This is a genomic window from Spirosoma sp. (assembly GCF_026391055.1).
GTDB lineage: Bacteria > Bacteroidota > Bacteroidia > Cytophagales > Spirosomataceae > Spirosoma.
Window position 1 is genome coordinate 613721 of the sequence record NZ_JAPLET010000030.1, and the last position, 11604, is coordinate 625324.

Below are 11604 nucleotides of genomic sequence, written 5' to 3' on the forward strand. Positions count from 1 at the left end.
ATGGCATCTTTCCATTTGATATTTCACCCACCCTTCTTAAGCACCGTTTCATGGTTCCACTTGATCAACTCTTAGACGACGTAGCGTCGGCCCGAGCCCAGTATACATACGAAGTTGAGAAACTCAACGAAGAACAAGCTCACTGGAAACCGTCTGCCGACGAATGGAGTGCCACTGAAATTACCGAGCATTTATACTGGGCAGAACACGGGGGTATCTGGGGCATGTGGCGGGCCTTTCATGCACATCAGGCGGGCATCCCCATCTGGACGGGTGAATTAGTCCACAGAGGACTACCGATCGAAACAATTATTGAGCGCACCTGGCAGGAAAAAGAAATTGTACCCCTCATTGCCGCTCCCCGCATGGGTGGCCCGGTGGCGTTCTGGTTATCGGCCTTTAACAGCCTTCAGCAACCGTTGCGGGATTTAAGCATCGCTCTGGCTGACGCTGATTTGGAGTCCGTCATCCACCCTCACCCTCTTTCCGGCCCGCTGGATATTCGGCAGCGATTCGAGTTCCTACGCTTCCACATCGACCGTCACCGGAAGCAGGTGATGGCGCTGGGCGTGCGTTAGATGAGGTCCGGGAAGTTAGCGCGAACCATGGCTGCGAACGGTTTCGTACTGTCAGTGGCTACACTCAGAAAGGCCTTAGCTGTCAGAATTGAATCTTCTAAAGCTAACCGTAAACAGTAACCCAAAAACCGTACCCCTACTTCTTCACCTTGTTCTCAAATAGAAAAACACCGTTCTTATTGGCGATGACGATATCGGGCTTTTTGTCGCCGTTCATGTCTTGGGCTACGATGTTCAGGCCCGCGCCGGAGTCGTTGTCGATGATGTGTTCTTTGTAGTACGGAGCCTTGCCGGGCGTGAACTCAAACCACATCAGGATGCCCGGATCGCTGTCGCCGGGGTCGCGGCCGTGGTGAGCCAGGAACCGTTTGCCGGTGATGTAGTCAGCACGACCGTCGCCGTTCAGGTCGGCCATGATGGACGAGTGGGTTTGGGCGGTGGTGTTGCTCATCAAGTGGGTTTTAAAGTTAATGGCACCCTGCTCATCCATCACCTGCTCGTGCCACCAGATACCCAATGCGTGGGCCGATGCACTGACGACGTCCATTTTACCGTCGCCATTCACGTCAAGCACCTGCATGTGCGAGCAGGGTTCGCCCAGATCGGCCGGATGAAACACCCAGTTGCCCGATTTGAGATCGGTCGTTCCTTTGAACCAGCCATCCCGAATCACAACGTCTTTGATACCGTCTTTATCCACATCGCCATAGCCGATCCCGTGCGAGAAAATCTCTGTACCAGGCACGTTTTCTTTGCTCAGCGGATAGCGTTTCCAGGCCGTTTCGCCGGATTTCGACGGTGGTTTTAACCAGACAATCTGCTTTTTAGCCTTGTCACCACACAAGATATCGAGTCGCCCGTCGCCATCAATATCAATGAATCCCGGCGACTCGTTGGCGATACCAATGGAGTCAGCAATGATATGCTTCGTCCATTCGCCCGAGGTGGCCGCACCCGCTTTGCTCTTCGGATTTTCGAACCAGAAAGCGGGCTTACCGGGGAAGTCAATGATGACGACATCGTCCCACCCATCCAGATTAACGTCCATACCGAGGTTCAGGAACGACTCGCTATATTCTTTTCGGGGGTCGAACGTGCGGGACGGAGCCATTTCGTGGCGGGTCCAGTTGGGGGCTTCGAACCAATAATAACCCGCCACAATATCCATGCGTCCGTCTTTATTCAGATCGGCCACGGCTACCCCTTCCGAGATAAAATCGCGGGTGAGGATCGTCTTTTTGAAGTCGCCAGCGGGTACGACGGGGGTCGTTGTAGCCCGTGTGGCGGTTTCGGCCTGCTTCTGACGGACATCGAACAGGGTTTTCTTCTCCTGGCCGTAGACGCTTGTCAGGCAACAGGCGAGGAGGATGGTGTATATGATACGTTTGGTCATGGCCATGGCGTTTGTCGTTATCCGGTCCGGGGGCTGCACCCCTGTCTGTATCCGAGGGCTGTGCCCCTGGTTATCCATAGTCAACCCCTTCGGGGTTATTGGCGTACTGTCTATCATATCACAACCCCGAAGGGGTTGACTGTGGGTAGCCGGGGGTGAAACCCTCGGCGGGCTCGATGGGCGGTAGGTTTAATTTTTATTCCTCAAGCACCTTGGCAATCAACTCCTGAATTTCGTGGTTCTCGTGCGAATGGTCGAGTTTACCCACACGGTCGTTCAGTTCTTTCAGCAGCTTTTTAGCTTCATCCGTACCGATGGCACCAATGCGCTGAATGGTGTAGGGCAGTTGCTTGGGCAGTTTCGATTTCTGAGCCATTGCCAACGCCCGTTTCATGTCGATAGCCGCCAGCGGTTCGGAGGCATACCATACCATCAGCGGCAGGTTATGATCATCTTTATCCTGAACTTTCTGCACCAGCGCGTCCATCACGTCCCACCGCTGAGCCGGGTCTAACCGGAGCATGGCCGAAGTCAGATACAGTCGAACGAGCGCTGAGTTGTCGTTCTGTGCCAAAGCTGCAAACCGCTTCAGGGTTTCGGGCGATACGTTCTTATTCTCCGTCAACAACTGAATGGCCCAGCTCCGAACGTAGTCATTTTCGTTCGCCAGCAAATCAGTCAACTCTTTTTCCGAAAGACCTTTCGTGACGTGCAACGTCCATAACGCACGGAGCTTACGGGTCGGATCGGGATTTTTCGCCAGGATTTCCTTCAGCGCTTTGTGTACTTTTTTGTTCGGGCCGCGCTCCTGTAACAGGGTACGGGCCTGACGAACGTACCACTCGTTGGCATTCAACTGGTAATTGACCAGTTCCATGTCCGATGCTTTGGCCAAGTCGACCTGAACCCATTTGTCGTTTTCGTTGGTGATCTTGAAAATCCGGCCCATCGTTTTGTTATGCACATCCGGGTTTGGGCTGTGACACTGGTTTTTGTCATACCAGTCGATGGCCCAGACCGAACCGCTGGGGTCGTATTTCATATTCAGCCACTGCGACCAGGAGTCGTTCATGGTCAGGAAATCCGGCTTGTGGGTAACCATATAGCCCGACCCGGCCCGAACGGGGTGGTCGTTATTGAGCTTAGCCCCGTTGATATTGTTCATAAAAATATCGTTCCGGTATTCCTTCGGCCAGCTATCGCCCCCCAGGTAGATCATGGCTCCGGAATGGGCGTGGCCACCACCCGCCGAGGCCGATCGGAAGTTACCCGCATGGGGTCCGCGTTCACCCACCCAGTGTACGTGATCGGCGTGGGTTTTGATATCGTCGTAGGTGTAGGGGTTGAAATGCTTACCGGCCTGCCGGAAATAACGCCCGCCCTGAATCATGTTGTACATGTGCGGAATCACGCAGGCCGTCACGAACGCATGGCCGTAATCGTTGAAATCGAGTCCCCAGGGATTGCTGGTGCCTTCAGAAAACAATTCGAACTTTTGGGTCGTGGGGTGAAACCGCCAGACACCAGCGTTCAGCTTCGTCCGTTCCGAATCGGGTGCGCCGGGTTTGCCAACGTTGGAGTGCGTAAATACCCCATGCGTACCATACAGCCAACCGTCGGGTCCCCAACGGAGGCTATTGAGTACTTCGTGGGTGTCGTCGGTGCCCCAGCCATCGAGCATTTTCTGAGGTGGGCCCAGCGGTTTGTCCGTTTTGAAATCGGTAGGAATGAACAACAGGTACGGAGCTGCACCGAGCCACACGCCCCCCATCCCTACTTCGATGCCACTGACCAGATTCAGTCCTTCGGCGAAGACCTTCCGGCTGTCCAGCGTGCCATCGCCGTTGGTGTCTTCCAGAATCAGGATGCGGTCGCGACCCTGTCCTTCCGGTGCCGGAACGGGATAGGTGTGCCCTTCAACCACCCAAAGCCGACCGCGTGGATCGAGGGTGAAACAGATGGGTTTGACAACGTCCGGTTCAGCCGCTGCCAGCGTGATTTTGAATCCTTTGGGCAGCGTCATTACCTTGGCCGCTTCGATGCCCGACAGCCCGGCATGAAGAACGGGGTCGAGGGGCGGCAGAATGATAATGTCTTTCTGGTTCAGCTCATTCGGAAAAACGGGCCGGGTGGCATAGAACTGAAAATCATCGAAGTTGATATGCGCCAGCTTATCATTCGCGATATAGGGAATCTGCGAAATACCGGTTTCGTTGTCGATGATTCGGATGAATATGTCTTGATTCAGATACGGTTTCAAATCGACCACCACCGGCTGAAGCGTAGCCCGCCCCTGCCCGGTGCTGTGAAAAATAACTTTGTCCGTTCCGGCCTGCACGAGTTCGACCCGCGTATCCTGCAACGCCCCACCCGACACCTTGAAAGCCGCAAACGGCTGAGTGATGGTGAACGGAACCGACGTCAACGTTCCGGTTTGTTTATAATTTACAGTCCCCCCGCTGCTCAGGAAATACTTCCCGTCGAAACCGATATGCATCTCTTTGTCGTGTACCGGCGACGGGTCCTGATCGATGAGCGGATTCGTGAACGCATCGCCCGTAGCGGTCCAGTCGGCCAGGGTACCCGTCTCGAAGTTCAGGTTGAGGGGTTTGCCGTTCTTCATCGGCACTTGTCCGGCAACGGCCGCGGTGGTCAGCGAACCCTCTACTACTTCGAAGTTGCCGACCATGCCAGCCGCCCGGTGGCCCGGAACCGAGCAATAATAGACATCGCTTTTATCGGCGGTAAACGTGATACTGGTACTGGCCCCTTTATCGTTGATCGACTTGCTTTTGAGTCCTAATTTCTCCAGCGAAATATCGTGCGTCATCTGCTCGCCATTGGTAATCGTAATCCGAACGCGATCGCCTTTGTTGGCCTTCAGCGTAGGGTTGCGGGCGCCATCTTTCGAGAAGTAGCCGAGCATGGTGGCCTCCATCGCATACTCGCGATCAACCTTTTCAGTGGACTGAGCAGCCGGTTTAGCTTTTGTCGATTGGGCGATGCTGTATGGGCTGGCCAGAACGAGGACAGCGCAGACGAAAACGAGGACGATAGTGGGCCTGTTCATTGAAATAAGTCGTAAGCCGGTGAATGTAAACGTGTTTATCTAGGAAACTGAATGGCTTGATTTTCTACTGATTGGGGGTGGTGTGGCAGATGTCGTGGTGTCGGGTCCTGGAGCGCCAGCCCGGTCAAACCCGACAAGTGAGTTTTCTCCAAACCGAAAGAATCAATTAGGTTTTGAGAAACCTCACTTGTCAGTTTTAAGAAACTGACATCACCCTAATTACAACTCCACTATTACCAAATCGCGAAACTCGACCTGAGCGACGCCCCCGCTGTGAATCTGAACGGCAATGACGCCTTTCTGCGGAATCTTGCTGTCTTTCTCGATATAGTCGCAGGTTTTAACGCCGTTGATGTACAGCTCATGCCGGTTGCCTTTGCAGCGGATGATGTAGCTGTTCCAGCCATCTTCTTTCAGGATGTGCCGGAGCGTTCGCAGATCGCCACTCACGAGTTTTTCCCGTCGGTGTTCGTCGTACAAATCACCCCAGAACCCGTTGCCAATATCGGCCTGATAGCCTACTATTTTACCCCCTTCCAGCAAGGACCGGTACTGAATGCCACTGTTGATCATCCCCGTTTTAGGGTCACCGTGTAGCCGGAACAGGCAGCGAAATTCAAAATCACCGTATTCTTTCAGGGTGTGCAGATAGGTGTTTTCGGGTATCTTGTGCACGCCGTCACCGCTTTTAATCATACTATCGGCAACCGACCACAGCTTTTGATGGGCGGGGTCTACGGTCTTCCAGCCAGCTAGGGTTTTTCCATCGAATAACGACACCGCTTTCTCCGGCGATTGGGCAAAAACGGGTATCCCAATGAAGGCATGACCGACCACACTAAAAAGTAAATAGATTTGCCAGATTGATTTCATGGTTCAATAGTCTAGTGAACATTACAAAGCCGCATAGTTTTTAGCCGCATCGTCCAGTACCAGTACCCAGTCCTGACCATACCCCTGCGTAGGTGGCTTAAATTGCATGGGTTTTTGGTTATCGAACGTTCCCGCCGACTGTGTTTTTCCCGAACGCGGATCGAACCAGGTGGCGGTGATGCGCTGGCCCGAAATTTTTCCCGGATTGACCGTAAATGCCTTTCCAACAGCCGAGTAGACAAAAGCATAGTCAGTGCCTCGCGTGGCCTGAATGCGTTCGGCAGGGCCGAGATTGCCCTCCACAATGATTGACTGGTCAGGTACTCGGGCCAGCAGGGGGCGGGCCGTCATCAGGTGCCGAACGTGTTTCATTTGATTGGCACCGGGCAGATCGAGGGCTTCCTGCCAAAAAATATGCGGGTTGTTAACAGCCGGACGCTGGGCACTGTACATCTGCCAGATATCGTGGCAGCCGTACGTATGTCCATGTGCCCCCGCAAACAGATCCAGGTAGGCATAAAGCCGCACGTCATAGGCGTTGGAGGTACCCAGGTCTTTGGCATTGAAACAAACCGGATGGTCTTCGTAAATCGGTTCGGCATCCATCGTAGGCTTCACGGGCTGATTATTGTACGACACCGTGATGTTATCGTACATGGTGTTATTGCGGCAGTGCCCGTTCTGGTGCATGTTGAAGTCAAACCAGGCATCATTCTTAAACCACTTCGATGCGCCCCCGTCGAGACCGTTGGGCTGCGGATGATAGGTCATAAGGGCTTTATCCGCCCCACCCACCGCTTCCTGAATCCCGGCCGCCATAGCTCGCCAAAGCTCTACGTCAGATGTGCCGTCTCGCGGCTGGCGGTCACCCCCCAATACCCAAACGATGTTTTCGCGGTTTTTGTAGCGATTACCCAGGTAACGCCCATACGTTCGCGCGTTGGTCGGGTTGAAAATCTCCGGCCCCTGCCCCCATGAACTTTTAAAGACCTTGTCGCCCCAGGTTGGCAAAAAAGCAATCACAATGCCGTACTGGGCAGCTTTATCAACGATGTAATCGACGTGTTTGAAATAGGCTTCGTTGGGTTTGGTCGGGTCGTTATCCAACAGCGGCACCTCGCCATAGGGATTGGGTTCTTTCAAGCCGTCGAACTCCGCCAGCGCTACCGCCTGCACCACCGTAAATCCCTGTTCGGCTCTGCGTTTCAGGTACTGATCGGCTTCTTCACGGTTTAGCCGATGGAAAAGCTCCCAGGCTGTATCGCCAAGCCAGAAAAATGGTGTGCCGTCCTGATGAACCAGGTACCTTTTGTTATCGGATACCTTCAGGCGCCCCTTCATGAAAGGTTGTTGCGCCAACAGGAGGCCGGGCAGATAGATAAGTAAAAACAGGGCAATAAACTTCTTCATACGGGTTAGAAACAGCCTGATTAATTCGCACAGTGCAACAAATCAAATTTTGACTTTGAGATGAAAAACTGTGACAATAAAAGGCAGAAACAGTCCGCTGCTTACTCCTAAGCACGATGCATAATACATTAAATCTACTAGCATGCCCTACCACTTACACGCTGGCCTTATACACGTTCGCTACGAAAACGGATTTCTGCGTTACCTGTCGGTTAACGATACCGAAATCGTTCGAATGATCTACTTCGCCATTCGCGACCACAACTGGCTTACGGCCGCGTTGACGCTGTCTGATGAGGTGATTGAGCAAACCAATAACTCGTTCACAATTCGGTACGACTGGCATACCGATGATCTCGGTATTCAGATGACGGGGCAGGTTTCGATTCAGGGAGACGCTGACGGGACGGTTAGGGTCGATTGGTCGGGCAAAGCCCTGAATACCTTCCGAAAAAACCGGGTTGGCTTGTGCGTGCTGCATCCGATTGAAGGCGTTTCGGGACAACCCGCTACGTTGATCGCCCCGGACGGAGAGCGTACGAACGGGTATTTCCCTACCTTCATCAGCCCGCACCAGCCCTTTCTGAATATCCAGTCGATGCGCTGGAAACCGGCATCCGACCGTACCTGGCAGCTTGATTTTTCGGGCGATGTATTCGAAACGGAGGATCAGCGCAACTGGACCGATGCATCGTTCAAGACCTATTCAACACCACTTTCCCTACCCTTCCCGGTTACGGTACAGCCGGGCGATACCTTCCGGCATCGCATTGTATTCAGTCAATCGAAGCAGGAAATTACAGCCGAACCAGGACTCATTGAGCCAGTACAAACGGCGGGCATCGCGACCAGAGCCAAACCGCGCATCGGCGTTGGACAGCGCACCGATGGCCCGCCCCTGACGACTACCGAAGCGGCCTTACTGCAAAAACTTAACCTCTCGCACCTGCGGGCCGATGTGTTCTTTAGCCTGCCCGACTGGCAAACCAGGCTGACCAACGCCATCGCCGATGCCAACCAGTTGCGGGTTCCGCTTGAACTGGCCGTGTTTTTCGGCAATGAATCGGTCGGTGAACTACATCGGTTGCAGCAATTTTTACAGATCGAGACCATTGCCGTTCAGTCCATCATCCTGTACGATGCCGAGACGCTCACTACTTCCAATGAACTCCTACAGGCGCTTGTTCCGGTCTTGCGTGCCAGCTGGCCGGGCGTTTTGATTGGGGGCGGCACGGACGACAATTTTGCCGAGCTGAATCGGAATCCGTTCGACTTTACGCTGGTCGATTTCGTGGCATACTCGGTAAATCCGCAAGTTCATGCGTTCGACGATCTTACTTTACTGGAAAACATTGCCGGACAGGTCGAAACCGTTTTATCGGCCCGGCATTTGAGCGGTGGTAAGCCCGTTCATATTTCGCCCGTAACATTACGGCTACGCTTTACAACCCGCGCCGGAGCCGCCACCGAACGCCTGAACCAACCCGCCGACCCACGCCAAACCACCGACTTCGGCGCCGACTGGACCCGCCGAAGCCTACAGGCGCTCACCAGGGCGGGCGTTGCGTCGATTACGTATTACCAATCGCATGGGCCAACTGGACTGGTGAACGGCGATGTCATATATCCATTGGCTAGTGTTCTGTAGTACCGACCGTCGGTACTACAGAACGGTCGCAATACACCCGCTCTTTGTCGGTTTCACACTGCCTTTACGAAAGGCTCATACCGTACTTTTGTCTGAACATAACTCGTAAACAACATGCCGAAGATCACGACATTCCTGACCTTTAACAACCAGGCCGAAGAAGCCGCAACCTTGTACACATCCATCTTCAAAAATTCAAAAATCATCCAGATTCGACGCTTACCTACGGGGCCCGTTATGTCGGTCAGTTTTGAGCTGGATGGGCGGGAGTTTATAGCCATGAACGGCGGGCCGTCTTTTACATTCTCCTTGGGTACTTCGCTCTTCGTTCACTGCGATACACAGGAGGAAGTTGACATGTACTGGGACAAACTGACAGAGGGTGGCGAGCCGGGCCAATGTGGCTGGCTAAAGGATAAGTTCGGTGTCTCCTGGCAAATTGTCCCCGAAGCCCTCGGCCGACTATTGGGCGACAAAGACCCCGAAAAAGCTAAACGCGCGATGCAGGCTATGTTGCAAATGACGAAGATCGATACGAAAGTGCTGGAAGAAGCGTAGCGTGAGCCGACGACTTTATGTATCTGTTCCCTACTCGACTTGTCTGTTACATCATCAAAGACCTGTTCAGGGTTTCACGTCTTCTGCTAAATATTGCTTTATGGGTCTATCGGCACATCCTGCACGTACTCAATTGACGCCACTATAATCTATACAAACCGCAGGCATGGTTATTTTTTCCAGTCGTTGGGCATAGTCATAGATTATGCCCAACGACTGGAAAAAATCGAAAAGGGCGGAGATCCTAACGACCTTCGCCCTTTTTAATTCGTACATCTAAACCCGTAGATCCTACGCTTCTTCTGTCTGCAACTGTTTCTCGTACAGCTCGCGGTAAGCTCCGTTTTTTGCCAGCAGATCGTCGTGGGTACCCTGTTCTATAATGTCGCCATCGTCCAGCATAATGATGAAGTCAGCGAGTTTTGCGGATGAAACTCGGTGCGAAATCACGACCGATGTCCGATCGGCCATAATGCGCTGGAGGTTGTTCAGGATGATGTTTTCGGTGTTGGTATCCACCGCCGAGAGGCAGTCGTCCAGAATCAGAATTTTAGGGTCGCGGGCAATGGCGCGGGCAATACTCAGTCGTTGCTTCTGCCCACCCGAGAGGGTAACGCCCCGCTCGCCAACGCGGGTATCGAACTGCTCCGGAAACTCCAGCACGTTCTGATACAGATCGGCATCGCGAATGGCTTGTTCCACACGCTCCTGCGGCAAATCAGGTTTGCCAAAGCGAACATTATTGCTGATGGTTTCGGAGAACAGGAAAACGTCCTGTGGTACGTAGCCCATCTGCTCGCGCAAAGACGTCAGGTTATAATCTTTAATCGGAATACCATCCACACGAATCTCGCCCGAGGTTACGTCGTACATCCGCGTCAGCAGGTTAGCCAGTGTACTTTTCCCGGAACCGGTTGTTCCCAGAATAGCTACCGTTTCGCCCGCCCGGACGTGCATCGAGAAGTTTTTAATGGCTGTGATTCCCGAATCGGGATACACGAAGCGAACGTTCTTGAACTCAATTTCGCCATTGATTGTGTGCTGAATATTCTTCTGCGACACGATGTCGGTTTTGATGTTCAGGAATTCGTTTATGCGCTCCTGCGACGCGGCTGCCCGCTGCGTCTGGCTTGTTGTCCAACCTAGGGCCATAACCGGCCAGGTGAGCATATTCACGTACAGGATAAACTCGGTGATGTTGCCCGGCGTAAGTCGACCGGCGAGAATTTCCTGACCACCAACGAAGATTACGAGTACGTTGCTCAGACCAACCAGAATGGCAACGATGGGAAAAAACAGGGAATCGACCCGCGTCAGGCTGAGCGATTTGTTACGGTATTCATCGCTCTCCAGCTCAAATTTTGCTGCCGAATTATTCTCTTGTACAAAGGCTTTCAGGACGCGAATCCCCGAAAACGCTTCCTGAACGTAGGTAGACAGCCGCGACAACGACCGCTGAATTTCCTCCGACCGACGGATGATAATGTTATTGACAATATAAATCGCAACCGACAGCACGGGCAGCGGCAACAGTACGTACAGCGACAGCCGGGCGTTAATACTTACCATGTAGGTAATCACCAGAATGAACAATACAATCAGGTTCAGGCCGTACATGATGCTTGGCCCAACGTACATCCGAACCTTGCTCACATCTTCCGAAATACGAGCCATTAAATCGCCGGTATTATGTTGTCGGTAGAAACTCAGAGGGAGCGTCTGGTAGTGGTCGTAAATCTCGTTTTTAAGGTCATACTCCACATGACGTGACATCACAATAAGCGTCTGACGAACCAGGAATAGGAAGAACCCCTTCAGCAAAGCCATGACCAGCGTAAGTACGCCAAACAGCAGAATGCTAAAAGCAAAGACGTCATAAAGCGCCGATTGAAGCGGGGATTTATCGTAGAGGTAGTAGATATCCAGCGTTTCGCGCACCAGATCAAGAGCATACCGAACCAGCTGCGCCGGAAAAATACCAAACAGGTTGGAGATGATGGTGAACACCGTCCCCAAAATCAGGTACCATTTATACTTTAGAAGGTATTTATTTAAGTAGGAAAGAGCTTTCACA

General features: G+C 52.9%; 8 protein-coding genes. 3 read left to right on the forward strand and 5 right to left on the reverse strand.

Translation table 11 applies throughout. The features are described from left to right. Positions 1 to 50: 50 nt before the first annotated feature. Positions 51 to 578, forward strand: a complete 528-nt coding sequence (locus tag NT073_RS31575; RefSeq protein ID WP_297382079.1) for a DinB family protein — start codon at positions 51 to 53, stop codon at positions 576 to 578. 136 nt (positions 579 to 714) lie between these two features. Here the strand turns inward: NT073_RS31575 and NT073_RS31580 are convergent, their stop codons facing one another. The 4 genes from NT073_RS31580 to NT073_RS31595 form a co-directional block, all read right to left on the reverse strand. After that, positions 715 to 1971 carry a VCBS repeat-containing protein gene (locus NT073_RS31580; RefSeq protein ID WP_297382081.1) on the reverse strand — a complete coding sequence of 419 codons (1257 nt, stop codon included), beginning with the start codon at positions 1969 to 1971 and terminating at the stop codon, positions 715 to 717. A 196-nt stretch (positions 1972 to 2167) separates the two neighbouring features. Continuing rightward, entirely contained in the window at positions 2168 to 5041 is a 2874-nt protein-coding gene (locus NT073_RS31585; RefSeq protein ID WP_297382082.1) for a PVC-type heme-binding CxxCH protein, read from the reverse strand. A gap of 219 nt (positions 5042 to 5260) precedes the next feature. Beyond that, a complete protein-coding gene (locus tag NT073_RS31590; RefSeq protein WP_297382083.1) occupies positions 5261 to 5914 on the reverse strand; it encodes a DUF1080 domain-containing protein in 654 nt (217 codons plus the stop codon). Positions 5915 to 5935: 21 nt separating this feature from the next. Then, positions 5936 to 7324, reverse strand: a complete 1389-nt coding sequence (locus NT073_RS31595) for a glycoside hydrolase family 140 protein (protein WP_297382085.1) — start codon at positions 7322 to 7324, stop codon at positions 5936 to 5938. Positions 7325 to 7466: 142 nt separating this feature from the next. Between NT073_RS31595 and NT073_RS31600 the strand changes: the two genes are divergently transcribed. Beyond that, the gene (locus NT073_RS31600) at positions 7467 to 8972 is read left to right on the forward strand and encodes a hypothetical protein (protein ID WP_297382086.1); all 1506 of its coding nucleotides are present in this window, start codon (positions 7467 to 7469) and stop codon (positions 8970 to 8972) included. A 114-nt stretch (positions 8973 to 9086) separates the two neighbouring features. Beyond that, positions 9087 to 9530, forward strand: coding sequence for a VOC family protein (locus NT073_RS31605; RefSeq protein ID WP_297382088.1), 444 nt, complete (start codon positions 9087 to 9089; stop codon positions 9528 to 9530). Positions 9531 to 9821: 291 nt separating this feature from the next. On the opposite strand, the gene NT073_RS31610 is transcribed toward NT073_RS31605, so the two are convergent. Next, positions 9822 to 11603 carry an ABC transporter ATP-binding protein gene (locus tag NT073_RS31610; protein ID WP_297382089.1) on the reverse strand — a complete coding sequence of 594 codons (1782 nt, stop codon included), beginning with the start codon at positions 11601 to 11603 and terminating at the stop codon, positions 9822 to 9824. Between the last annotated feature and the right edge of the window lies 1 nt (position 11604).